Below are 21,751 nucleotides of genomic sequence, written 5' to 3'. Positions count from 1 at the left end.
AATCTCTTGTCCCCGCTCGAGGCGACGCCTACCATTCGAACATAATAACTGAATGAATGTTCATTCATTATGACGAAAGCTATCCCGATGCGGGACCGGATCCTGGACGCAACGGCCAAGCTGATAGTGGAGCACGGCACCCAGGTCTCGATGTCAAAGATTGCGCAGGGCGCTGAGGTCGCCGCCGGATCGCTCTACAACCATTTCGATTCAAAGGAAGATTTGATCCACGCCGTTTATGAACGCCTGGCTGGGGAATTCGCGTGCGCGATCGCGGAAGGGGATGAGGCCGCAGTCCCGCCGCAGGAACGGCTAGAGCGCTACATCGACAATTACATTGCCTTCATCTGGGATGATCCCGACCGTGCGGTGCTGTTTGAATACCTTGCCAGCGTCCCGATCCTGCCGCCACAAATGTTTGTAGAGAGCTTCCAGGCCAGCGCCGCTTTCATCAACGAAATCCTGAATGAACTGTCCGAATCAGGCTGGCTGGCCGAAGGCGACACCTTCTTCATGGCCGGGTTCCTTGGTGGTGCGATCCGCAATTCACTGAAATGGCAACGCGCCTACGACCGTCACCTGACGGACGAAGACCGGCTGCAGATCAAGGCGATGTGCATGAGGGCCATACGTCAGAAGACCTGAGGCTGCGGACCTCCCCAGGAAGACAGTCGCATCGGTGCAGTCACAAGGGCCCCGCCCTTCTTGGTAGCAGCGCAAGCCGGAATACCCCACGATTCCCCTGGGCCGCGTCTTTCGCGCCAGACGGTGACGACGAGACAGAGTTCCTCTCGAAGAGGTTGCCGATGCACTCAAGCTATGCGGCCACGAAGCGGTGGAACCTGCGGAGCTGAGACATGTTCTCCCGAAAGCCGCTCACCCCGCCGATCCGGCGGGGACAGTCTGAGCCACCCGGAAGTTCCACGCGATGATGGCGTTCAGGACTATGGCCCCCACGCAGGAATAAACGGCCCCCTCGAGCGGCAGCACCAGCAGCGCCAGCGCAAATATCACCGCGTCGAAGCACATCTGGAACCAACCGGCGCGAAAGCCGGTCCTTTCCTCGATGATCAGCGCCAAGATGCCAAGCCCGCCAGCCGAAGCCCCGTGCCGAAACAGAGCGATCAGCCCGACGCCACAACATGCCCCCGCCAGGACAGCCGCAAGCAGCGGCGGCAGTTCGTCAAAGCGGATCAACGCGCCCAGCGCCGGGGTAACCGTCGAGATGCCGAGAACGGCAACGATGGTCCGCAGCGTAAAGCTAACGCCCCGCCGCACCCAGGACAGCCAGAAGAACGGCAAGCTGATCAGAATGAAGAACGCCCCGAAATCAAGGGGCAGCACATAGGAAAGCAGCACAGCGGCCCCTGCGGTCTGGCCCGTCACCAGCGCTGCCTCCTTCAGGAAGGTGACACCCAGCGCGGTCATCAGCACCCCGAAAGCCAAGCCCTGGACGTCATAGAGGGAGATCGGTGATTTAAGGGACATGAGGTCAGAACTCCGAAGAGGCACGCCCCGCGGCAAGCACCGTGTCCAAGGTGTCCAGGAAATCGGCGCGCTCGGCCTCGCCCAGCGGAAACGACAGCGCGATCAGGCCACGCGCGGCAAAATAGTAACCCCGCTCCATCATGTGAAAATGCAGCAGGCGCAGCCGATCGCGGCGAACCGCAGGGTCTTCTGCCACGGCATGGATGTTCATGATCGACCCCATGCCCGTGACATGAAATGCGCCGCCCTGGGCCGAGAACCGCGCGTTCAGCGCCTCCCGGAACACCTCGCCCCGCTCGAACAGCGCCTCGAGCGCGCCCGGGGTCAAATGATGGCGCACCGCCTCGAGCCCAGCAGCCATGGTCAGGCGATTATTGTTGAAGGTGCCCGCATGGGGGATCGCCTCGGGATGCGAAGGGTCGAAGCGCGCCATCACCTCGGCCTTGCCCCCGAACGCCCCGAAGGCAAGGCCGCCGCCAAAGATCTTGCCCAGGGTCGTCATGTCCGGCGTGATGCCCAGGCGTTCCTGTGCGCCGCCGGGCGCCATGCGGGCGGTCTGCACCTCGTCGAAGATGAGCAGCGCGCCGCTATCATCGCAAAGCGTGCGCAGCCCCTGCAGGAAGGCCGGAGTCCCCACGACACAACCGCCGGCGCCTTGCATGGGCTCGACCAGGACCGCGGCGATACGATCCCCGGCGGCCGCGAATTCCTGCGCCACGGCCTGCAGATCGTTATAGGGCAGCACGGCGAACTCGAAGGGAATGTTCACCGGGGCATTGCCTGCGCCGAAAGTCAGGACGCCGCCGTGATAGCCCCCGGCAAAGACAACGATACGGTCGCGCCCTGTCACCAGCCGCGCGGCCGTCAGGGCCATCAGGTTGGCTTCGGTGCCCGAGTTGGCAAAGCGCAGCAGGTCGATCGACGGAAAGCGTGCCGCCAGTTCCTCGGCCAGATCCGCCTCGTAGGGCGTGTGCGACGACAGGCCGAAACCGCCGCGATGCGCCTCGGTCAGCGCGCGTTCCAGCGCCGGGCAGGTGTGCCCAAAGATACCGGCGGTGAACTCGCCCAGGAAATCGACATATTCATGCCCGTCGGCATCTGTAATGCGGCACCCCGAACCGCTGGTGATCGACAGCGGATAGGGCGCCGCCCAGAGCGAGCTGCGAGTGTTCCCACCCGGCATGACCCGCGCGGCACGGGCCTGTGCGGTGGCACTTTGCGGCGTGCGATCACGATAGCCTTGCTCGGCGCGGGCCAATTCAGAAGTCAGGGTACCGGCGTAGAATGTCATCGTTGCAGCCTTGTCTGGGGAAGAAGCGTGCTGAACTCGTCCGGCACCCGTCCGGCGACCATCTCGGCCAGCAACGCGCCGGTGGTCGGCCCGAGAGTGAAGCCCTGGTGCCCGTGGCCAAAGTTCATCCACAGCCCCGCGTGACGCGGAGCCGCCCCCACCAGCGGCAGCATGTCAGGCAGACAGGGACGGGTGCCGAACCACTGGGGTTCGTCAACGCGTTCACCGACCTCGATGAGGTCGGAGATCCCGGCGCGACCACGTTCGAGCTGGCGCGGGTTGGCGCCGCTCTTCCTGGTGACCAGCGCCGCACCGGTGGCAAGACGCAGCCCGCCAGTCATCGGTGCCGCAACGATCCCGTTGGCCGCGTCAAGGAAGGGCCGAACCGGAGAATGCGGTGCCGCGAAATGTCCGTGATAGCCGCGTTTGTAGATCATCGGGATACGATAGCCGAACCGGGCCAGCAGCCGCGGCGACCAGGGACCAAGGGCGATAACAGCCTGCTCGGCCGTGACGGTTCCCTCTGCGGTCTGAACCTGCCAGCCGGAGCCTGCCTGCCGCAGGCTGGCCGCATCGCCGATCAGAACCCGGCCGCCGCGCCGGACGAGAAGATCGGCATAGCCCGCCGTCAGCCCCCCCGGCGAGGCGCAGCTCCAGCAATCGCGCCAATGGATGACCCCGGCGGGCGCCTTGCGCAGCGCCGGGTCCTCGAGGACATACTCGTCACCATCGACCGCACGAAAACGGGTGCCATAGGTCCGGGCGACACGTTCTGCATCCGCCACGGCATCCTCGTATCCGGCCTGGTCGCGGTACAGGATGCCCATGCCATTGCGCGAAATCAGGCCTTCCATCCCCGCAGCCTCGATCAGCGGTGCGTGGTCGCGGGTGGAGCGCTCGGTCAACTGCACGTAGGTGTGCGAGATCTCGGCATGGCGGGCGGGCGCGGAGTTGCGGAAATAGCGCCACAGCGCGGGCAGCATCTCGGTCACGCCGCCCATCGACCAGGTCACATCGTTGGTTCGGCCAAGCGCGAAGCGCAGCAGCATCATCGGATCACGCGGCAAGGCATAGGGTTCGGCCGCTTCGGCCTGAATGATGCCCGCATTACCGAAGGAGGTTTCACGCCCCGGCTCCTTGCGATCAATAAGGGTGACCGCGTGGCCCTGTGCCTGCAGCGCAAGAGCAGCGGAAACGCCGACCATGCCGGCACCAAGAACGAGAAAGTCTGCCATGGGAAGTTCCGAAAATTTCAGAGGATGGCGATCACCCTGCAGGGTGCAGCGCCAGAGCAACGCGGCGCCCCGAGACAGGGGCACCGCGGACCGGTATCACACTTCGGCGATAACGGTGATCTCGACCTTCGCATCAATCATCAGGCCGCTCTGCACGGTGGTCCGTACCGGCAGCGGGTCCGAGAAATACTCGGCATACACTCGGTTGAATTCGGCGAAATCGCTGACATCGGTGAGGTAACAAGTCGCCGAAACCACATTGGCAAGGCTCAGTTCCTCAGCCTCGAGCGTTGCCTTGATCCGGTCGAAGATGTTGCGCGTCTGCGCCTCGATGCCTGCGGGCACCGTACCGTCGGCCCCAAAGCCGATCTCACCGGAGAGGTAGAGGGTGTTGCCGATGCGACGGGTCTTAGAGAAGGGGAGATTCATCAAAGTTTCCTTGTATTTTGACGATGGAAATTCCTGAAGATTCAGATGGGATCAGCGGGGGCGCGAGCTCTCAGCCCGTCGATCAGCAGATCGAGCAATAGTTCGAAACTGTCGCCGTAAGACACATCCACGCCGTTCTGCCAACGCAGGACAAAGATGCGATTGGAAATGTCCGGCAGCGCGCGAGAAGTCAGCGGGTAAACCTGCGGGTCGATCTGCGCGATGCGCTCGGCAAAGAGCGTCTGCCAGCTACCGCTGTCGCTGCCGCGCTTGCTCCCCGGGGCCGGAGCCAGTTCCATGGTAACGAAGCCCGCGAGCCCGCCGACCAGCACATTGAAGGCCAGGCGCAGGGCATCCCCACGATAGCCGCCGTCCTGAAGCGCCGAAAGAATGGTCTCGACCCAGTCGAGGTTGGCGACCCCGTTGGACTGCATCTGCGCCCCCAACAGCGGCGCGACCTCGGGATGACGATGCACCAGCTTGCGGTAATTGAGAAACACCTGCCTGAGCCGCACATCCCAGGGCATATCGGCATCGAGACCATCGGACAGAGCTCCGGTAATCGAGGCGGAGATCTCGGCGAAAAGGTCTTCCTTAGCCCCCCCGACATGCCAGTAGATCACCGCCGGAGAGACCCCGAGCGCGCGCGCCAATTCACGTAACGAGAAAGCGGCGAGCCCCTTCTCGTCAATCTGAGAGATCGCCGCAGCAACCACCTGCTTCTTGTCCAAGCCAATGGCTGCGGCGCGCCCGCGTGGAGAACTGCCTATTTTTCGTGCATCGTCGGTCATCATCAGCGCATTTCTGTCTTAAAAATAGGCAAATCATTTTTTGAATGATCGCGTGGACAAGTTCGATTTAACATTTATAGAACATCGTTCAATTAAAAACACAACACGCTTGGCCACCTGCCGGGCCATGAAACACACGAACCAGACGAATGGGGTCAAAATGACGGCACTGCCGATCTTAATCTTCTCGGTCGCCCTGCTCATGGGAGGGGCGGTGCTCGCCCACTTGATCGGCGCGGCCTCCATCCTGTCCTTCATCGCCGCCGACCGGACGCGGTTCCTCGCCGCCGCACCGCAACGGATCATCGCCCACGTTGACCTGTTCTCGATCATGTCGATGCCGCTCTTCATCCTCGCGGGCGAAATCATGAACCGCGCCGGCGTCACCAAGGCGCTGATCGACCTTGCCATGGCGATGATGGCGCGTCTCAAGGGCGGGCTCGGACATGTGAACATCCTGACCTCGGTTTTCTTCGCCGGGATCTCCGGCTCGGCCATGGCCGACGCTGCGGCGGTCTCGAACACCTTGGTCCCGGCCATGCGCAAGGCGGGCTACAGCGTCCAGTACGCCGGGGCCGTCACTGCGGCCTCCTCGGTCATCGGCCCGATCATACCGCCGTCGATCGTGATGATCTTCTATGGTGCGCTGATGAACACCTCGGTTGCCGCGCTCTTCGTGGCGGGCATCATTCCGGGGATCATCATGGCGCTGGCATTGTTCGGGGCAAACGCATGGATGGCCCACCGGCACGATCATCCCGCAGGCGAGCGGGTGCCCCTGCGCGAGGTGTTCCGCCGCGCGATCTACGCCCTGCCCGCCACCGTGATCCCCGTCATCATCCTGTCGGGCATCGTCTTTGGCGTCATGACCCCGACCGAGGCCGCCGGCGTCGCCGTCTGCTGCGCGATCCTGGCGGGGATCATCTATGGCCAGATGTCCTGGAGCAAGCTTCTGGCCAGCCTCGAACGCACGGCGATCCTGTCCGGCTCGATCTTCATCCTGCTCTCGGGCGTGGCAATCTTCGGCTATCTTGCCGGTCTGGAAAAGCTGCCAACCCTGCTGGCCGACGCGCTGATCGGGCTGGGTTTCGAGGGCTGGAAATACCTGCTGCTGCTCAACCTGGTGTTCCTCGTCGCGGGCATGTTCCTTGAGGTGCCTGTCGCCCTTGCCCTCCTGGTTCCGCTCCTGGTGCCCACGGGCATCTCAATGGGCGCCGATCCGATCCATCTCGGCATCGTCATCGTGGTGAACCTGATGCTGGGCATCGTCACCCCGCCCTTCGGTGCCGCTCTGCTGGTCGTCTCGGCGGTCTCGGGCGCACCCTACTGGGGCATCGCACGCGCCGCCGCCCCCTTCCTGCTGGTGCAGCTGGGCGTACTGCTGGTGCTGACCTTCATCCCCGAGCTGACACTGTTCCTACCGCGGCTCGCCGGGTTTGCGAACTGAGGAGAGAAGCCATGATCCGTCTTGCAGATCTCACCTATGCGCTGTCGCAGCGCGTCAACCGCATCGCCATACGTGTCGCGGCCCTGTGCTTCCTGGCCATGCTCTGCGTGATGATGCTGCAAGTCGTCGCGCGCTATGCCTTCGCCTCGCCGCCGTTCTGGACCGAGGAGCTGGCACGCTGGCTGATGGTCTGGGGTGGCCTTCTCGGCGCCTCGGCCGCGTTCCACACCCACGCCGACCCGGCGATGGTACATCCGCCGAGCCACGTGATCTGGCGCCAGAAGGTGCAGGTCGTGGCGCGGTTCCTCGCCTCCTGGACCTTCTTCGCGCCGGTACTGTGGTTCACCTGGCCCTATATCGAGCGTCAGATCGGCCGCACCTCGGAGGGGCTGGAAGTCTCCACCGCCTGGATGGCCTTTGCCCTGCCCGTCGCGCTGATCCTGATCCTGTTTCACGGGCTTGCCGGCCTCGGCGCGCTCATCTCGCCCAGGGTGCTCGAAGAAGAGATCGCCTACGCAAAAAACACCGAAGCCAACATGACGGAGTAACCGATGAAATTGCCTTTTACCGCCACCGCCCTTGCCGCGCTGCTGCTGGCTTCTGTCGCCTCGGCGCAGTCGATCAATGTCGCGCTCGATTCCAACCCCGACCGCGAACAATCCGGCACCTATCGCTATGTAGACAACCTTTTCACCAAGCTGGCCGACGCCGGCTGGGAAACCGAGACCTTCCCGCGCGATACCATCGGTGGCGAGGACGAGCGGCTGGACCAGATCCGCGCCGGCATCCTCGATCTGTCGATGTCGAACTACGCGGTCGCGACGCAGTTCGTCGAGGAAATGCGCGCGCTGCAACTGCCCTATACCTTTGAGAACCCGCAGCACGAGTTCAAGTTCTTCACCGATTCCGACTATCTCGACCAGGTGAACGAGAAACTGGAAGCCGAAGGCATGCGCATCCTGGCCATCGTGCCGACAGGCGGCTTCCTCGGCATCTTCAACAACAAGAAGGAAGTCCGCACCGTCTCCGACATGGAAGGCCTGCGGATGCGCGCGCTCGATCCGAACCAGCTCGAGATGTTCGCTATGATGGGGGCGAGCGGCGTGGTCATCCCGTTTTCCGAGGTGCCGAACGCAATCCAGACCGGGATTGCCGATGGCTACGTGAACGCCTCGCTGGTGCCGCTGGTCTTCGGTCAGGCAGATCTGTTCAGCAACTTCACGGATGCCAAGGTCATCATGTCCGCCCGGCTGGCGCTGGCCTCCAGCGCCTGGTGGGACGGCCTGTCCGAAGACGAGCAAGCCACCTTCAAGGCAGCCTCGCGCGAAGCGCTGGCAGAGGTCTTCGACTGGGTTGACGCCTCGGAAGTGACGCACAAGCAGCACCTCGAGGAAGCGGGGATCGCAGTCTATGAGCCTACCAAGGAAGAGCTCGCCACCTTCCGCGAGGCCACGCTGCCGATGGCCGACGTGCTGACCGAGGTGCCGAGCAGCCGCATCGAGGAGCTGCGCAGCTTCGTCAACGAATACGCGCCCAAGTGATCGCCAGTTCGGCGTGATATGGGGGCGTCCTGCCGGGCGCCCCTTTTTCGTTCCGGCCCTTGCCGGGCAGCAAAACGCCGGGTCCGCGATACGGCCCGGCGTTTCCGTTTCCTTCCGCGACAGGGATCAGAGGCTGAGGAAGCCTTCGACCTCCGACAGCGGGCCCGCGGCCTTGAGGGCAGCGATATCAGGTCCGCGCGGGGCAAGGTCAGAGCTCCCCGCGATGACCGCTTCCAGTTCCGCAGCCACGGCCAGCACCCCAAGGTCATCGTAACGCCGGCCGACGATCTGCAGCCCGAACGGCATGCCGTTGGCGTCGATCCCGCAGGGGATGGTGATCGACGGGTGCCCCGCAATGGTCGAGGCATAGGCCATCGCCAGCCAGTGGTAGTAGCTCTTGGTCGCCACCCCGTCGATCTCGGTCGGATAAAGTTCGTGCCAATCGCGCGGGCTGATGGTGACGGCGGGCGAGATCACGAAGTCATGGGTTTCAAACCACGTCTGCCAGCGCTGGTGATAAGCCCCCTGCATCGAAAGGGCATCGGCGATGTCGTCGGGGGTGAAGCTGCGGCCCTCGTGGACATTCTCGGTCACGTTGGGACCGACCTGCTCGGGGTGGGCATCCATGCGCTTGCCGTGCATCCCCACGAAGAGGATCCCGCGCAGAACCGAGAAGATGCGATCGGCGTCGGCGCAATCGGGCGTGCCCTCCTCTCCGGTCGCGAACAGCGGCGCCAGTTGCGGCACCACGCGGCGGAAGTGGTCGCGCACGATGCTCTCGGTCGGGGCAAAGCCGTAGTCCTCGGTAAAGGCCACCCGCAGCGAGGAGAGATCACGCCGCGGCAGGGTGGCAAAGCTTGCCGGTTCCCAAGCGGTGCGGCCATTCACGACGGCGGTATAGGGATCGCGCATATCGGGCCGCGCCAGCACCGACAGCATCAGCGCAGCGTCTTCCACGTTGCGCCCCATCGGGCCCGAGGTCGACATCGGGAAGTACCCGATGCCGCGGGTGTTGCCCGGCACCACGCCCGGCGAGGGGCGATAGCCGACAACACCGCAGAAGGCCGCCGGATTGCGTAGCGAGCCGCCGGTGTCCGACCCGGTGGCCAGCGGGAAATACCCCGCCGCCAGCCCAGCAGCCGACCCGCCCGACGATCCCGCGCAGGTGCGGGTCAGGTCATATGGGTTGGCAGTGGCGCCATAGACGCGGTTGCGGGTGTTGCCGCCAGCGCTCCATTCCGGATTGTTGGTCTTGCCCATCGGGATGGCCCCGGCGCCGCGCATGGCGGCGACGATGGCATCGTCCTTCGTGGCGATATTGTCGCGGAAAAGTTCCGAGCCGAAGGTCGTCGGCAATCCCGTCACGTCGATCATGTCCTTCACGCCGAAGGGCAGACCATGCAGCAGGCCGAGCGGGGCGCCGGATGCCAGCGCCGTGTCGGCATCCTTGGCGCCCTTGCGCAGCCCGTCGAAGTCACGTGCGACAAGGGCATTCACCGCATGGTCCACCGCCTCGACACGGGCGATGCAGGCCTCTGCCAGTTCTGCGGCAGACAGTGCCTTGCGGGCGATCAGCCGGCGGGCTTCGGCGGCGCCGAGATCGGCGGGATCGGTGGGAGGGGTCTGGACCACGGGAAAAGTCTCCTTCACAAGAGGGTCTTGCGCAGCAGTTTGATCGCCGCGCGGATGAGGATGAGGGCAAAGATCTGGCTTAACCGCCCAGCGGACGGCATGCGGGTCACCCTGCTGCCAATGGGCACCGCAAGGAAGGTCATGACCGTGATCGCCGCCGAGGCCGGCAAGCCCACGAGCCCAAGCAGGACCAGCAGCAGCGGACCGTTGCCCGGAGAGATCGGCAGATGGTCCACACCAGCAGGAAGTACGATCATCAGGCCGCCCCCGCCGCCATCCATGGCGCCCGGGCCCACAAGACGCCGGCCAATGCACCCCTGGCCATGAGAAGCCCCAGGATGAGAAGCATGGAAAGATCGAACATGGATGCGCCCTGCCTTCCGGATTTGCGATCCCTCCTAACAATTAATTGTACGATGTTCAATTGAGATACAGCCACGGGCTCCGCTGATTGTCTGGCCCTCGCGCTCAGCCCGGGTTCCAACCTGCCTGGCAGGCGCCGAACGCGTCCAAACCGCTCCCCATCAATGCCCCCCCGGAACCTGCGCGCCGTCACGTGCTTTGTCGGGCGCAACTGCCGACTATGCGCCGCCGGCGGATCAGGAGGACAGCCAGATAGTTGCACCGCCTGCGGCCAGAACGATGGCATAGACCCCCAGCACCCGCAGACCGAAATCACGGCCGCCGACGACAAGCGCGATGAGACCCTTTACCGAAGTATTGACCGAGACTGCCAACACGATCGCCACCGCAGCCGCCTGCAGGGCCAGATCGTTCCGGCTCAGCCTGGCGACCGAAATGGTCAACGCATCGACATCGGTGAGCCCCGAGAGGGCTGCCACGACATATACGCCCCCCTCTCCGAACCAGAGCCGCAGATAGTAGGTTCCCAGCAGTACCACCACCAGAACCGCGCCAAAGGTGAGCGCCGTTCCCAGCGCCAGCGGGTTGGTCACCCCCTTGAGATCGGAACTGGCCTTGCGTTGTGGCCGCGCGGCAAGTGCAAGCCCTCCGGCGCCGACCAGACCGGTCAGCCCCATGACGCCAAGAGGCCAGGCCAGCGGCCCAAGCAGATCACGGCAGAAGATCGTTCCGACGATCAGCACCCGCAGAAAGGTGACCGCCCCCGCCAGCACGACACCGACAGCCAGCGACGGGCCCAGCCCGCTGTCCCCGCGCACCATTCGCGACAGCGCCAACGTTGTCGAGGTCGAGGAGGCCAACCCGCCGAACAGGCCGGCAATCGCCGCCCCGACCCGCGCCCCTGCTACCCGCATCGCCACATAGCCCAGGAAGGATAACCCGGCCACCAGCACCACGGCCCACCAGAGCTCATAGGGGTTGAGTGTCCCTCCCGGCCCGTATCCCTGACGCGGCAGCAACGGCAGGATCACCACGGAAATCACCGCGAGCTGGAGCAGCGCCGCCAGCTCGAACCGCCGAATGCGGGCGACCCAGCCATGCAGCACCCGTTTGAGCGACAGCAGCGCCACCGCCATCACCGCCGACGCGGCAGCGACCGCCATGTCGCCCAGCAGCGCCACCGCCCCCAGCGCGAAGGTCAGCAGCAGCGCCACCTCGGTCGTCAGACCCAGATCATCATCCCCGTCGATCTGAACCCAATAGGCAACCGCGACCAGCATGGTCAGCGCCAGAAACGCAAAGCCCAGAAACAGGGGCGAGGTGAAAAGGCTGATCCAGCCGCATAGCCCGCCCAGCAGACCGACCAGGGCGAAGGTGCGCAACCCGGCGGCCCGGGAGCCCTCCGCATCCTCGCGCGCGTGCCAGCCCCGTTCGAGGCCCAGCAGAAGCCCGATCCCCAGAGCGAGGCCCAGACGCCGAAAAAGCTCGATCTCATCCATGCAATGAAGCATGAGCCAAAATCCGGCCCGTGGCCAGATCGGGCTTTGCGTCCTCTGGCGATCTACTGTCCGGAGGCTCTCCAACACGGAAGGCCGACACCGACCGCAATGCCGGGTTCGGACGGCAAGCTCACCGCGCCGGCAGTCAGCCGACGGTTTCTGCCGTCACGACAAGCTCTGTGCCCAGCCAGCTCAGATAGTCCCGGATCGCCGCCTCGTCCCGCTTGCAATAGGACCATTTCGCATGCTTGCGCACGGTGATGAACCCCGCCTGCTTCAGCAGTTCCAGATGTCGGCTGGCGGTGGGCTGGGCAACCTCCAGCGCCTCGGCGATCAGGCTCATGCAGACGCCGAACTCCACCGGATCGGCCGACCATTGATGACCGAAATGGGCCTGCGGGTTCGCCAGCAACCGCAGGATCTTCAGCCGCGGCGCGCCGGACATCGCCTTGATTTGGGTTGATCTGTCCATGCATCATTCATATCGTCAATTAGCTAATTGTCAATGTGAGTCGCCGAAATGCTGGACCTACCGAATACCGCGATGATCGAGGGTAATGCCGTTCGCTGGGGCGTATCCGGAAACGGCCCGCCGCTCGTCGTCCTTCACGGAACCCCGTTCTCCTCTCAGGTCTGGCGCCGGATCGTGCCGCTGCTGACCGATTGGCGAACGGTCTATTACTTCGACTTGGTCGGATATGGGCAGTCCGAGATGCGCCCGGGACAGGACGTCTCTCTGGCGATGCAGAACCGGGTGCTTGCCGCCCTCTTCGCGCAATGGGGCCTCGATCGGCCCGATGTACTGGCGCATGATTTCGGCGGCGCCACGGCGCTGCGCGCCTATTACCTGAACGGATTGCGCTATGCCTCTCTGACGATCTTCGACGCGGTGGCACTGGCGCCCTGGGGTTCGCCGCTGGTGCAGCATGTGCGCGAGCACGAGGCGGCGTTTTCAGGCATGCCGGATTACATGCATCGGGCGGTGCTGCGGGCCTATCTGCAGACCGCCGCGCATGGTCCGCTTTCGGAGGAGGCGTTGGAGCTCTATTCCGCCCCCTGGCTCGGCCCGGTGGGGCAACCGGCCTTCTACCGCCAGATCGCCCAGATGGACCAGCGCTTCACCGATGAGGTCGAACCGACCTACAACAGGATGGATTGCCCGGTCACGGTCTTGTGGGGCGAAAACGACGATTGGATTCCCCTTGAGAAGGGCCAGGCGCTGGCGGCACGAATTTCCGATCACCCCTGCATTCCCATCGCGAATGCCGGGCACCTGGTGCAGGAGGACCGCCCCGAAGCCATCGTCGCGGCCCTGCTGGCGCGTTTCGCCCAGGGCTGACACCCCGCCCGGGCCCCGTCGCCTGCGGCCCGAAACCACCGGCGACGGGACAGGTCCGAAGGCGCCTCAGGACGGTTTCATTGCCCCGGCGGGCCACTCTTCGCCCGAGGCCAGCCAGAGACGCAGCGCCCGGGTCAAACGCTCCGGCGCGTCCTGCTGAACGAAATGGCCGATGCCGGGCCAGGTTTCTATCGTCAATTCCGCCTCGACCCATTGCCATAGATCATTCAGACCAGCCGGCAGGGCATAGGGATCCTCCAGCGCGTGAATTGCCAACGTCGGGCAGGTCACGGGCGGCGGCGCCTCGGAACGTTGGGCATAGGGCGGCGCCGGAAAACAGGCGCGATAATAGTTCAGCATCCCATTGGCATCGGATCGCACCAGGGCCGCAGCGTGACGTTTGGCAAAAGCCGCATCCCGAACCCATGCCGAGAGCCGCGCAGGCTCCAGCGCCTGATGCGCCTGAGGATGCTGGAACTGGCGCACATAGGCGCTGGCCTCCCGCTGCGCCGGGTTGACCGCCAGTTCACGCGCAATGGCCCATGGATGAGGCATGTTCACGATCCCCAGCCGCGAGACCAGCCTTGGCCTGTCCATCGCCATATGCCAGGCCACGAAACCACCCCAATCGTGGCCGATCACAACCGCATCCTCCGCACCGCAATCGGCAATCACCGCAGCGACATCCCCTGTCAGGTGGTCTGGCGCATAGGCGCTGACCGCTGCGGGCCGGTCGCTGAGGTTATACCCCCTGAGATCCGGCGCAACACAGCGATAGGCCGGCGACAGCGCCGCCATTTGCTGCCACCAGGTCAGCCAGTGATCCGGAAACCCATGCAGGAAGACGACAAGCGGCCCCGTGCCGATGCTTGCATAATGGATGCGAATGTCGCCGTTTCGCGCGACGTGATGGGTGAGCTGCGCCTCAAAGGCGGAAAGGTCATCCTCCAAATCGACAGTGAACATCGTCATGCCCCCTCTACTCTTGTGTCTGGACGAAAGCGAAAGGCCACAAGCAAGGCCAGCACCACCCCAGGCAGCAGCAGGACCAGCCCGCTGGCCGGAGCCGCGCCAAGCCCATAGCGCGAAAAGGCGGTGGCGCCGATGAGGATGCCAAGGCCCTGCCCCAGATAGATCATCGACCCGTTGAGCGAGAAGGCGAGCGTCGCGGCACTGCCCGCCAGCCCGGCCAGGCGCGATTGCACCAGAGCCCCGGTCGAGGATTGCGCCGCCGGCCCGGTGCAGACGCTGACCACCATCGCCGCCATGCCGAGCGCCGAGATCCCGCCGGCCATGAGCGGCGCCACGACGATGCCGAGCGACAGCGCCAGCAGACCGAAAGGCACCAACAGCGCGTGGCGCGTCTCGCCAGATACCAGTGCCGTCCCCAACCGCACCCCGGCCAGGCTGCTCAGCCCGGCCAGGACCTGCATTGCCGCGATCCCTGTCCCGCCGAAACCGGTGGTGGCGCGGATCGCCGGCCCGATCAGGCCGACCAGAGCGAACAAGGCGGTCGAGGCAACCAGGGTGACCCCGAGATGGGCATAGATCCCGGGCCCGAACCGTGATGAAGCGGCGCTGCCCGGTTCGATCTGCGCGACCACCGGCACGGCCGGAACGAACCGCCAGACCAGCAGCGCCGCCACCGCGCAGATCACGGCCGTCGCGAAAAAGCTTGCCGGCCAGCCGAAGGCATTGCCCGTCACCGACCCGAGGGGGATCCCGACGATCAGCGCCACCGGGATCCCCGCGTAAACCGCCGCAACGGCCTTTGGCCGCGCCTCTGGCGCCAGCCCCGCCACCGCCAGCACAGTCGCCAGCGGAAAGGCGAGCGATCCGATCGCCCCCACCGCCAACCGCAGGGCGAAAAGCATGTGAAAGTCACGCGCCATCCCCGATGCACCATTGAGAAACACCAGCAGTATCAGCACCACCAGCAGCAATGCCCGCGGTGCCCGCCCTCGCGTAAGCTGTGCCAGGACCGGCCCCGAGAAAGCGCAGGCGATGGCAAAGGCAGATTGCAGCGTCGCCACCGCCGAGACCGAGGTGCCGAAGGCCGCCGCCATCGGCTCCAGCACCCCGGAAAAGACGAAGGCCCCGGTGGTGAAGGCAAAGGGGCAGAAAAGAAGTGCGATCAATCTCATGCCTTATTCCGCCCCTGCACTGCGGATAAAGCAGGTGGTGGTGCCCGTCGCCAGCAGACGGCCGGTGCTATCCTCAATCCGGCCCGATGCCGTCGCCGTGTTCCGGCCCCGGTTTTCCACCTCGGCACGGCATCGCACCTGACCGGTTTCGGCCAGAATGGGACGCAGGAATTTCACCTCGGTTCCCAGCGAGGCATAGGTTTCCCCCCGCGCCAGAACCGTCTGCACGGCGCAGCCCAGCGCGGAATCGAGCAGCGTCATCGCCCAACCGCCATGGATCAGCCCCATCGGGTTGAGATAACGCGCATGCGGATCGCCAAGAAAGGTGACATGGCCCTCGCCCATCTCGTGAATCCATTGCTGCATGACCTCGACGATGGGGGGCGCCGGGAACCGCCGCTCGACGATGGCCCGCATCTGTTCAAGTCCGGTCATTGTCGCCGCGACACGCGGGTCCGCGAGGCCAAAGGCCAGTTCCGGCATCGGGACGGCGGCTGAGGGCATCGACAACATGCTCATCCCTCCACCTCCACGGCGATGGCTGTCGCCTCGCCACCACCGATGCACAGGCAGGCCACGCCACGCCGCAGCCCGCGCGCCCGCAGGGCATGGATCAGCGTCACCAGGATACGCGCCCCGGTCGCGCCGATCGGATGCCCCAGCGCGCAGGCTCCGCCATTGACGTTGAGCCGGTCACGCGGGATGCCAATATCACGCGCCGCCGCCATCGCGACCACCGCAAAGGCCTCGTTGATTTCGAAAAGATCGACATCGCCGGCCTGCCAGCCGACCAGGTCCAGAAGCTTGCGGATCGCCGGGATCGGCGCCGTAGTGAACCACTCAGGTTCCTGCGAATGGGTGGCATGGCCGAGAATGCGCGCCATGACCGGCATCCCGCGCGCGGCGGCCTCGCTCTCCCGGGTCAGGATTACTGCGGCGGCACCATCGGCATTGGCCGAGGAGCTGGCCGCGGTGATCGTGCCATCTTCGCCGAAGGCGGCGCGCAGACCGGGGATCCTCGCCGGGTCGATCTGCTCGGGCCGCTCGTCGCGGGCCACGGTGACGGCGCCCTTGCGGGTCTCGATCGTGACCGGTGTGCATTCCGCATCGAACGCCCCCGAGGTCACCGCAGCGCGCGCCCGCTCCAGCGTCTCGATGGCATAGGCGTCCTGATCGTCGCGGCTGAAGCCATAGCGCGCGGCGGCGGCCTCGCCAAAGGCGCCCATCGGGCGGCCCCGGTCATAGGCGTCTTCCAGCCCGTCCCGCATCATGTGATCCAGCGTCTCGACACTTCCGGCCTTATGGCCATGGCGCATCTCGGGCAGCAGGAACGGCGCTCGCGACATCGCTTCCATCCCGCCTGCAACGACGATGTCGGCGCTGCCCGCGCGGATGAGATCATGCCCCAGCATGACTGCCTTCATGCCCGAGCCGCAGACCTTGTTGATCGTGGTGGCGCCGACCGCATCGGCCAGTTGCGCCCTGCGCGCCGCCTGTCGCGCCGGCGCCTGCCCCTGCCCCGCGGGCAGCACGCAGCCCATCAGCACCTCGGAGACATCGGCCCCGTCAATACCGGCATCGGCGACAGCCGCGCCAATTGCCGCGGCCCCGAGATCGGTGGCCGCCGCCCCCGACAGCGCCCCCATGAAAGCACCGAGCGGCGTCCGGCGCGCGGCCACGACGACAATTGCGTCAGAGTGTGAATCCGGCATCTGCATCCTCCTGAAGTTTCGATTAGATTATGACCATAATCAAACTTGTCAACAATAAGATTTAGACTATAATCCAAACTCGAACTGCAGGAGGGCCAGATCATGCGCATGAGCCGACAGGACGCGGCGAAGAACCGCGAGCGGGTCGTGAAGGCAGCAAGCGAGATGTTTCGGGATTCCGGCTATGACGGTGTCGGCATCGCCGCGCTGATGAAGGCGGCAGGCCTGACTAATGGTGCCTTTTACAAGCAGTTCGACAGCAAGGAGGCGCTGATCGCAGAGGCAACGGAATATGCGCTGGCCCGCAATGCCGAGGCCTGGCAGGCCGTGCTGGACCAGGCCAAAGACCAACCGCTCGAGGCGATCGCCAAATGGTATCTGTCCGCCCCCCATATGCAGCACCGGGGGCTCGGCTGCACCTATGCGACGCTGGCCGCAGAGGCACCGCGTCACGCCCCGCCTGCTCGTGAGGCCTTTGACAGCGGGATTCGCAAGACTTTGGAGCAGTTGGCCGAGGTCGCCCCCACCGGATCGGAAACCGCGGACGATACCGCCGCGATCCGCCTTCTCAGCCGACTTGTCGGGGCGCTCACCCTTGCCAGGGCGGTCTCCGACCCCGAGCTGGCGGATCGCATTCTGGCCGCCAATGGTGCCGTGACGAAATAGACAGACCTGCGCCCCACCCGCGCAGGACGCTTGCGCGGCTCAGGTCCGCATGGCGCCCGCCTTCACGGGATCACCGCCACCGATTGCGGTCGCCGGCCGGCCCTCCCCCTGACATTCGAATCACACCCGCCTGTCAATCTGACGGAAACATCGCGGCCAAGAGGCCGCTTTTCCCTGCCTGAAACCGGGACGGGAGAATAGATTTCTATAATCACGATCAATTTAGACGTGATTATTCCTTTGCAAAACACGATTAATCCTGTCGTTATTTACGTGTCAGGCAGCCGCGCTGCTCCCCCCGGTTCGTGAAGCGTATCGCACGACCCGGACGGGCTGAGCCGGTGAACAGACACAGGGTTCAACAGCGATCCGCAGAGGAGGTCGACATGATCCATACAATCAGCCTCGGCACGCATGTGCTCGCGCAGGGGACATTCATCCGGAAACTGGGGGATGGGCGCATTGAAATTGACACCGGAGGCCAGCGCCTTGCCGGCACTCCGGTGGCAGGGCCGCTCAGCGCGCCGCGCAGCGGATCGCCGCTCCGGCGTCTCATGTCTGCCCCGCGCTGGAAGGGTGGCCTCTTCGCGGCGCTCAGCGCGATCCCGCTGGCCTTCGCCGCCGCCACCGCGCCCCGGGCGCAGGAGGCCAGCGAGATTCTCAACGTCTCCTACGACCCGACCCGGGAATTCTACCGGCAATACAACACGCTCTTTCGCGACTGGTGGGCCAGCCAAGGCCATGAGGAAGTGACCCTCCGGCAATCGCATGGCGGCTCGGGCGGGCAGGCTCGATCGGTCATCGACGGGCTGGAAGCCACGGTCGTGACCCTCGCGCTATCGGCGGATATCTCGGCCATCGCCGAGCGGACCGGAAAGATTCCGGCGGACTGGCAGACGCGACTGCCACATAACTCCTCACCCTACACCTCGACCATCGTCTTTCTGGTCCGGGACGGGAACCCGAAAGCCATCGCCGACTGGGACGACCTAACCCGCGACGATGTACAGGTCATCACCCCCAATCCGAAGACGTCTGGCGGGGCGCGCTGGAACTTCATGGCCGCTTGGGCCTGGGCACTGAAGGAACACGATGGCGACGAGCAGGCCGCACGGGATTACATGACCGCGCTGTTCCACAATGTTCCGGTGCTCGATACCGGCGCGCGCGGCGCCACCAACACCTTCACCCAGCGCGGCATCGGCGACGTGCTGCTGGCTTGGGAGAACGAGGCATTCCTGGCGCTTGCCGAACAGGGCGATGCCGCCTTCGACATCGTGGTGCCCTCGGTCTCGGTGCTGGCAGAGCCGCCGGTGACGCTGGTGGACGGCAACATCCGTTCGGACGCCCAGCGCGCCGCGGCCGAGGCCTATCTTACCCATCTCTACAGTCCCGAGGCGCAGGCGCTGGCCCTCAGGAACTTCTATCGGGCCTGGGATACCTCGGCGGCCTCGGAGGAGGATATCAGCCGCTTCCCCGCGGTCGAACGGTTGTCAATCGACGCCTTCGGCGGCTGGGCCCTGGTGCAACCCACCTTCTTCGGTGACGGCGGCGTGTTCGACCAGATCTATGAGGGGCAATAGACCATGCGGGCGGGATATCTTTCCGCGCCCTCCCCTCTGCCGGGGTTCGGGCTGAGTTTCGGGATCACGATAAGCATTCTGTCCATCACCGTCCTGCTGCCGATCGCCGCCCTTGTCGGCCACGGGCTGGGCATCGGCGCGGCGGACTTGTGGGAGGTGATCAGCGCGCGGCGTATCCGCGCCGCGCTGGCGCTGTCGTTCCGCGCGGCACTGGCCGCCTCCGTCTTCAACCTGGTGTTCGGCCTGGCCTTGGCCTGGGCCCTGGTCCGCTATCGCTTCTGGGGGCGCCGGCTGATCGACGCCGCCATCGACCTGCCCTTTGCCCTGCCGACCGCGGTGGCCGGCATCGCGCTGACCGCGCTTTACGCGCCCAGCGGGGTTTTCGGACAGCTTCTGTCACCACTCGGCATCCAGATCGCCTATACTGAAACCGGCATCTGGCTGGCCCTGATCTTCATCGGCCTGCCCTTCGTGGTGCGCACGGTGCAACCGGTGATCGAGGAAATCGACCGCGAGGTCGAAGAGGCCAGCGCCACGCTGGGAGCGCGCCGCACCTATACCCTGCGCCGAGTGATCCTGCCGATGCTCACCCCCGCCTTGTTGACCGGCTTCGCCCTCGCCCTGGCCCGATCTTTCGGCGAATACGGTTCCGTCATCTTCATCGCCGGCAACCTGCCGTTCCAGACCGAGATCGCCCCCCTGCTGATCGTGATCCGGCTCGAGGAATACAATTACGACGCGGCCACCGCGATCGGGCTCGCCATGCTGCTGATCTCCTTCGCGATGCTGCTGACGATCAACGCCATACAGATCTGGAGCCGTCGGAGGATCGGAAATGTCTGACACAAATCTCATGACCCGGCCCACCCCGGTCACGACGGAACCCCGACTTGCCCGCCACATCCTGATCGGAACGGTTGTGACCCTGATCGCGGCCCTGCTCTTTGCGCCGCTGATGGCCGTCTTTGCCGAAGCGCTGCGGCAAGGCTGGGCCGCGTCTTTCGAAGGCCTGACCTCGCCCGACGCACGCGCCGCGATGCGACTGACCCTGATCGTCGCCGCCGTGGTGGTGCCGCTGAACGCGGTGTTCGGCATCGCCGCCGCCTGGGCGATCACCCGGTTCGACTTTCGCGGCAAGGCCTTCCTGATCACCCTGATCGACCTGCCCTTCTCGGTCTCTCCGGTTGTCGCCGGGCTGGCGCTGGTGCTGCTGTTCGGGGCGAATTCCTGGCTCGGGGCCTGGCTGATCGACCATGACTTGCGGATCGTCTTCGCCTTTCCGGGCATCTTGCTGGCCACATTGTTCGTGACCTTTCCCTTCGTGGCGCGCGAACTCATCCCGGTGATGATGGAGCAGGGCCGCGCCGAGGAAGAGGCCGCACTGACGCTGGGCGCCGGCGGTTGGCGCATCTTCTTCACCGTGACACTGCCCAATATCCGCTGGGCGCTGCTGTATGGGGTTCTGTTGTGCAATGCGCGCGCGATGGGAGAGTTCGGCGCTGTCGCCGTCGTCTCGGGCAAGATCCGCGGCGAGACCACCACCATGCCGATCATGATCGAGATGCTTTACAACGAATACCTCTCGGTCGCGGCCTTTTCCCTGGCCGCAGCCCTGGCGCTGCTGGCGCTGGTCACGCTGCTGCTGAAATCCCTGCTCGAATGGCGATACGCCGATCTTCTGGCCATCACCAGACGCCACTGATCCCGCCTGGAAAGGACCTGTCATGTTTGTCGAAATCGAAGAAATCGCCAAGGAATTCGGAACCGGGCGCGCCCTGCACCCGGTCTCCCTCTCGATCCCCTCGGGGGCGCTCATCGCGCTGCTGGGGCCATCGGGATCGGGCAAGACGACATTGTTGCGCATCCTCGCCGGGCTGGAGTTCCCGACCTCAGGCCGGGTGCTGTTCGACGGTCGCGACGCCACCGGGCTGAGCGTTCAGGAACGCCGCGCCGGCTTCGTGTTCCAGCACTATGCCCTGTTCCGGCACATGACGATTTTCGAAAACGTGGCCTATGGCCTGCGTGCCCGCAAGCGACGCGAGCGCCCCACCGAGGCCGAGATCGGCCGGCGGGTGAACCGGCTGCTAGAGCTGATCCAGCTTCCCGATATCGGGGCGCGCTATCCCGGCCAGCTCTCCGGCGGCCAACGCCAGCGGGTGGCCCTGGCACGGGCGCTGGCGATCGAACCGCGCATGCTGCTGCTCGACGAGCCCTTCGGCGCTCTCGATGCCAGGGTCCGCAAGGAACTGCGCCAGGGGTTGCGCGAAATTCACGATACCACCGGGCTGACCACCGTCTTCGTCACCCACGACCAGGACGAGGCGATGGAACTGGCCGATCTGGTAGTGGTCATGTCGATGGGGCGGATCGAGCAGGTCGGTCGTCCGGCGGACATCCGTGCACGCCCCGCCAGCGACTTCGTCCGTAGCTTCACCGCCGCCTAAGGAGGCCGCTGATGACATGCCGTTGCATCCACCGACATATCCGAGCCCCTGGCTTCACGCCGCGCTATGGGCCACCACCTCGCGTCTTGCGCCTTCCGGTCGCGCCGCCCGCTTGCCTGGGCACATCCTTGACCGCGCCCGAGGCCC

Annotated in this window: 23 protein-coding genes; 10 read left to right on the top strand and 13 right to left on the bottom strand. The window is 65.0% G+C overall.

Features of this window, described 5'->3' with window-relative positions:
* Positions 1-69 precede the first annotated feature (69 nt).
* Entirely contained in the window at positions 70-645 is a 576-nt protein-coding gene (locus tag G455_RS0115490) for a TetR/AcrR family transcriptional regulator (RefSeq protein WP_035366862.1), read from the top strand.
* A gap of 231 nt (positions 646-876) precedes the next feature.
* On the opposite strand, the gene G455_RS0115485 is transcribed toward G455_RS0115490, so the two are convergent.
* The 5 genes from G455_RS0115485 to G455_RS0115465 all read right to left on the bottom strand — a co-directional run bounded on the left by G455_RS0115485 (position 877) and on the right by G455_RS0115465 (position 5,174).
* Positions 877-1,488 (bottom strand): YitT family protein, encoded by a 612-nt coding sequence (locus tag G455_RS0115485; protein ID WP_028094530.1) that lies wholly within the window; start codon positions 1,486-1,488, stop codon positions 877-879.
* A gap of 4 nt (positions 1,489-1,492) precedes the next feature.
* Entirely contained in the window at positions 1,493-2,779 is a 1,287-nt protein-coding gene (locus tag G455_RS0115480) for an aspartate aminotransferase family protein (RefSeq protein WP_028094529.1), read from the bottom strand.
* Complete coding sequence (locus G455_RS0115475) at positions 2,776-4,014, bottom strand: NAD(P)/FAD-dependent oxidoreductase (RefSeq protein ID WP_035366878.1); 1,239 nt, start codon at positions 4,012-4,014, stop codon at positions 2,776-2,778. The genes G455_RS0115480 and G455_RS0115475 overlap by 4 nt, the downstream gene beginning before the upstream one ends.
* A gap of 96 nt (positions 4,015-4,110) precedes the next feature.
* Positions 4,111-4,443, bottom strand: coding sequence for a RidA family protein (locus tag G455_RS0115470; RefSeq protein ID WP_028094527.1), 333 nt, complete (start codon positions 4,441-4,443; stop codon positions 4,111-4,113).
* Positions 4,444-4,484: 41 nt separating this feature from the next.
* Positions 4,485-5,174, bottom strand: coding sequence for a TetR/AcrR family transcriptional regulator (locus G455_RS0115465; RefSeq protein WP_229861801.1), 690 nt, complete (start codon positions 5,172-5,174; stop codon positions 4,485-4,487).
* Between the two features lie 220 nt (positions 5,175-5,394).
* On the opposite strand from G455_RS0115465, the gene G455_RS0115460 reads away from it, so the two are divergent.
* The 3 genes from G455_RS0115460 to G455_RS0115450 are packed head-to-tail and all read left to right on the top strand — an operon-like array spanning position 5,395 to position 8,222.
* Positions 5,395-6,681 (top strand): TRAP transporter large permease, encoded by a 1,287-nt coding sequence (locus G455_RS0115460; RefSeq protein ID WP_028094525.1) that lies wholly within the window; start codon positions 5,395-5,397, stop codon positions 6,679-6,681.
* An 11-nt stretch (positions 6,682-6,692) separates the two neighbouring features.
* A complete protein-coding gene (locus G455_RS0115455; protein ID WP_028094524.1) occupies positions 6,693-7,229 on the top strand; it encodes a TRAP transporter small permease in 537 nt (178 codons plus the stop codon).
* 3 nt (positions 7,230-7,232) lie between these two features.
* A complete protein-coding gene (locus tag G455_RS0115450) occupies positions 7,233-8,222 on the top strand; it encodes a TRAP transporter substrate-binding protein (protein WP_028094523.1) in 990 nt (329 codons plus the stop codon).
* A gap of 126 nt (positions 8,223-8,348) precedes the next feature.
* On the opposite strand, the gene G455_RS0115445 is transcribed toward G455_RS0115450, so the two are convergent.
* From G455_RS0115445 to G455_RS0115425, 4 genes are all read right to left on the bottom strand, one after another.
* Positions 8,349-9,854, bottom strand: coding sequence for an amidase (locus tag G455_RS0115445; protein ID WP_028094522.1), 1,506 nt, complete (start codon positions 9,852-9,854; stop codon positions 8,349-8,351).
* 14 nt (positions 9,855-9,868) lie between these two features.
* The gene (locus G455_RS0115440) at positions 9,869-10,111 is read right to left on the bottom strand and encodes a hypothetical protein (protein ID WP_154664402.1); all 243 of its coding nucleotides are present in this window, start codon (positions 10,109-10,111) and stop codon (positions 9,869-9,871) included.
* A 342-nt stretch (positions 10,112-10,453) separates the two neighbouring features.
* Complete coding sequence (locus G455_RS24310) at positions 10,454-11,728, bottom strand: MgtC/SapB family protein (RefSeq protein WP_084437101.1); 1,275 nt, start codon at positions 11,726-11,728, stop codon at positions 10,454-10,456.
* Between the two features lie 133 nt (positions 11,729-11,861).
* The gene (locus tag G455_RS0115425) at positions 11,862-12,188 is read right to left on the bottom strand and encodes an ArsR/SmtB family transcription factor (RefSeq protein ID WP_028094520.1); all 327 of its coding nucleotides are present in this window, start codon (positions 12,186-12,188) and stop codon (positions 11,862-11,864) included.
* Positions 12,189-12,236: 48 nt separating this feature from the next.
* Between G455_RS0115425 and G455_RS0115420 the strand changes: the two genes are divergently transcribed.
* Positions 12,237-13,055: an alpha/beta fold hydrolase gene (locus G455_RS0115420; protein WP_028094519.1), complete on the top strand. Its 819-nt coding sequence runs from the start codon at positions 12,237-12,239 to the stop codon at positions 13,053-13,055.
* A gap of 66 nt (positions 13,056-13,121) precedes the next feature.
* On the opposite strand, the gene G455_RS24305 is transcribed toward G455_RS0115420, so the two are convergent.
* From G455_RS24305 to G455_RS0115400, 4 genes are read right to left on the bottom strand one after another with little or no spacing between them, the layout of a single operon-like run.
* Positions 13,122-14,027, bottom strand: a complete 906-nt coding sequence (locus G455_RS24305) for an alpha/beta fold hydrolase (protein WP_051312555.1) — start codon at positions 14,025-14,027, stop codon at positions 13,122-13,124.
* Entirely contained in the window at positions 14,024-15,199 is a 1,176-nt protein-coding gene (locus G455_RS24300; RefSeq protein ID WP_051312554.1) for an MFS transporter, read from the bottom strand. Before G455_RS24300 ends, G455_RS24305 begins: the two co-directional genes overlap by 4 nt.
* A 3-nt stretch (positions 15,200-15,202) precedes the next feature.
* Positions 15,203-15,718, bottom strand: a complete 516-nt coding sequence (locus tag G455_RS0115405; RefSeq protein ID WP_084437100.1) for a PaaI family thioesterase — start codon at positions 15,716-15,718, stop codon at positions 15,203-15,205.
* Complete coding sequence (locus tag G455_RS0115400; RefSeq protein WP_028094517.1) at positions 15,715-16,911, bottom strand: acetyl-CoA C-acyltransferase; 1,197 nt, start codon at positions 16,909-16,911, stop codon at positions 15,715-15,717. Before G455_RS0115400 ends, G455_RS0115405 begins: the two co-directional genes overlap by 4 nt.
* A gap of 102 nt (positions 16,912-17,013) precedes the next feature.
* On the opposite strand from G455_RS0115400, the gene G455_RS0115395 reads away from it, so the two are divergent.
* The 5 genes from G455_RS0115395 (at position 17,014) to G455_RS24295 (ending at position 21,604) form a co-directional block, all read left to right on the top strand.
* Entirely contained in the window at positions 17,014-17,577 is a 564-nt protein-coding gene (locus G455_RS0115395; protein ID WP_028094516.1) for a TetR/AcrR family transcriptional regulator, read from the top strand.
* 386 nt (positions 17,578-17,963) lie between these two features.
* The gene (locus G455_RS0115390; protein WP_028094515.1) at positions 17,964-19,160 is read left to right on the top strand and encodes a sulfate ABC transporter substrate-binding protein; all 1,197 of its coding nucleotides are present in this window, start codon (positions 17,964-17,966) and stop codon (positions 19,158-19,160) included.
* 3 nt (positions 19,161-19,163) lie between these two features.
* Entirely contained in the window at positions 19,164-20,003 is an 840-nt protein-coding gene (gene cysT / locus G455_RS0115385) for a sulfate ABC transporter permease subunit CysT (protein WP_028094514.1), read from the top strand.
* Positions 19,996-20,862 (top strand): sulfate ABC transporter permease subunit CysW, encoded by an 867-nt coding sequence (cysW, locus tag G455_RS0115380; protein WP_028094513.1) that lies wholly within the window; start codon positions 19,996-19,998, stop codon positions 20,860-20,862. Before cysT ends, cysW begins: the two co-directional genes overlap by 8 nt.
* 22 nt (positions 20,863-20,884) lie before the next feature.
* Positions 20,885-21,604 (top strand): sulfate/molybdate ABC transporter ATP-binding protein, encoded by a 720-nt coding sequence (locus tag G455_RS24295; protein WP_051312552.1) that lies wholly within the window; start codon positions 20,885-20,887, stop codon positions 21,602-21,604.
* Positions 21,605-21,751 lie beyond the last annotated feature (147 nt).

The organism is Pseudodonghicola xiamenensis DSM 18339, assembly GCF_000429365.1.
Taxonomy (GTDB): domain Bacteria; phylum Pseudomonadota; class Alphaproteobacteria; order Rhodobacterales; family Rhodobacteraceae; genus Pseudodonghicola; species Pseudodonghicola xiamenensis.
This window is presented reverse-complemented; position numbering and strand designations above follow the sequence as displayed.

What these genes read in the sequence shown, in the direction of transcription:
- G455_RS0115470 (WP_028094527.1), bottom strand. Translation starts at nt 4,443, where the DNA reads ATGAATCTCCCCTTCTCTAAGACCCGTCGCATCGGCAACACCCTCTAC.
- cysT (WP_028094514.1), top strand. Translation starts at nt 19,164, where the DNA reads ATGCGGGCGGGATATCTTTCCGCGCCCTCCCCTCTGCCGGGGTTCGGG.
- cysW (WP_028094513.1), top strand. Translation starts at nt 19,996, where the DNA reads ATGTCTGACACAAATCTCATGACCCGGCCCACCCCGGTCACGACGGAA.
- G455_RS24295 (WP_051312552.1), top strand. Translation starts at nt 20,885, where the DNA reads ATGTTTGTCGAAATCGAAGAAATCGCCAAGGAATTCGGAACCGGGCGC.
- G455_RS0115455 (WP_028094524.1), top strand. Translation starts at nt 6,693, where the DNA reads ATGATCCGTCTTGCAGATCTCACCTATGCGCTGTCGCAGCGCGTCAAC.
- G455_RS0115485 (WP_028094530.1), bottom strand. Translation starts at nt 1,488, where the DNA reads ATGTCCCTTAAATCACCGATCTCCCTCTATGACGTCCAGGGCTTGGCT.
- G455_RS24305 (WP_051312555.1), bottom strand. Translation starts at nt 14,027, where the DNA reads ATGACGATGTTCACTGTCGATTTGGAGGATGACCTTTCCGCCTTTGAG.
- G455_RS0115400 (WP_028094517.1), bottom strand. Translation starts at nt 16,911, where the DNA reads ATGCCGGATTCACACTCTGACGCAATTGTCGTCGTGGCCGCGCGCCGG.
- G455_RS0115405 (WP_084437100.1), bottom strand. Translation starts at nt 15,718, where the DNA reads ATGAGCATGTTGTCGATGCCCTCAGCCGCCGTCCCGATGCCGGAACTG.
- G455_RS0115390 (WP_028094515.1), top strand. Translation starts at nt 17,964, where the DNA reads ATGATCCATACAATCAGCCTCGGCACGCATGTGCTCGCGCAGGGGACA.
- G455_RS0115480 (WP_028094529.1), bottom strand. Translation starts at nt 2,779, where the DNA reads ATGACATTCTACGCCGGTACCCTGACTTCTGAATTGGCCCGCGCCGAG.
- G455_RS0115425 (WP_028094520.1), bottom strand. Translation starts at nt 12,188, where the DNA reads ATGGACAGATCAACCCAAATCAAGGCGATGTCCGGCGCGCCGCGGCTG.
- G455_RS0115475 (WP_035366878.1), bottom strand. Translation starts at nt 4,014, where the DNA reads ATGGCAGACTTTCTCGTTCTTGGTGCCGGCATGGTCGGCGTTTCCGCT.
- G455_RS0115395 (WP_028094516.1), top strand. Translation starts at nt 17,014, where the DNA reads ATGCGCATGAGCCGACAGGACGCGGCGAAGAACCGCGAGCGGGTCGTG.
- G455_RS0115460 (WP_028094525.1), top strand. Translation starts at nt 5,395, where the DNA reads ATGACGGCACTGCCGATCTTAATCTTCTCGGTCGCCCTGCTCATGGGA.
- G455_RS0115490 (WP_035366862.1), top strand. Translation starts at nt 70, where the DNA reads ATGACGAAAGCTATCCCGATGCGGGACCGGATCCTGGACGCAACGGCC.
- G455_RS24310 (WP_084437101.1), bottom strand. Translation starts at nt 11,728, where the DNA reads ATGCTTCATTGCATGGATGAGATCGAGCTTTTTCGGCGTCTGGGCCTC.
- G455_RS0115440 (WP_154664402.1), bottom strand. Translation starts at nt 10,111, where the DNA reads ATGATCGTACTTCCTGCTGGTGTGGACCATCTGCCGATCTCTCCGGGC.
- G455_RS0115450 (WP_028094523.1), top strand. Translation starts at nt 7,233, where the DNA reads ATGAAATTGCCTTTTACCGCCACCGCCCTTGCCGCGCTGCTGCTGGCT.
- G455_RS24300 (WP_051312554.1), bottom strand. Translation starts at nt 15,199, where the DNA reads ATGAGATTGATCGCACTTCTTTTCTGCCCCTTTGCCTTCACCACCGGG.
- G455_RS0115420 (WP_028094519.1), top strand. Translation starts at nt 12,237, where the DNA reads ATGCTGGACCTACCGAATACCGCGATGATCGAGGGTAATGCCGTTCGC.